Raw genomic sequence first — 456 nt, 5'->3', positions numbered from 1 at the left:
TGGCTCGACCTGAAGGAACAGCGCCTGAACGGCATCGCGGCCGAACTCGCCGCCGGGCTCGTCGACGGCGAACCCTGCGCGGTCTGCGGCGCCACCGAACACCCCGTCCCCGCCCGCAAGGTCGACGGGCACGTCGACCGCGAGACGGAGGAGCGCGCCCTGGCCGAGTCCCGGCGTGCGGACGAGCGGCACGCCGACGCCGAGCGGCGGCTCGGCACCGTACGGGAGGCACTGGCCGCCGCGAGCGCCGAAGCCGGGGACACCGCCACCGGGGAACTCGCGCACGCGGTGGAGGATCTGGAGCGGCAGTACGCCCGGGAACGGGACGCCGCCGCGCAGCTGCACTCCGCGCAGGAGCGACTGCGCAGCGCGGAGCACGAGCACGGACTGCGGATCACCGCCCAGCGCGAGGCGGCCGTCCGGGCCGGCTCCAGGGTGGGCCACCGTGAGCGGATG

The 456-nt window shown here is 76.3% G+C and carries 1 pseudogene; it reads left to right on the top strand.

Annotation, left to right across the window (positions count from 1 at the left end):
• A pseudogene (locus B9S61_RS05250) lies at nt 1–456 on the top strand (SMC family ATPase); the annotation flags it as partial.

Origin of the sequence: Streptomyces sp. SM1 (genome assembly GCF_002910825.1) — a bacterium.
In the GTDB taxonomy this organism is placed as follows: Bacteria; Actinomycetota; Actinomycetes; order Streptomycetales; family Streptomycetaceae; genus Streptomyces; species Streptomyces okerensis.
The sequence above is the reverse complement of the archived record's forward strand: the minus strand, read 5'-3'. Positions and strand labels throughout refer to the sequence as shown.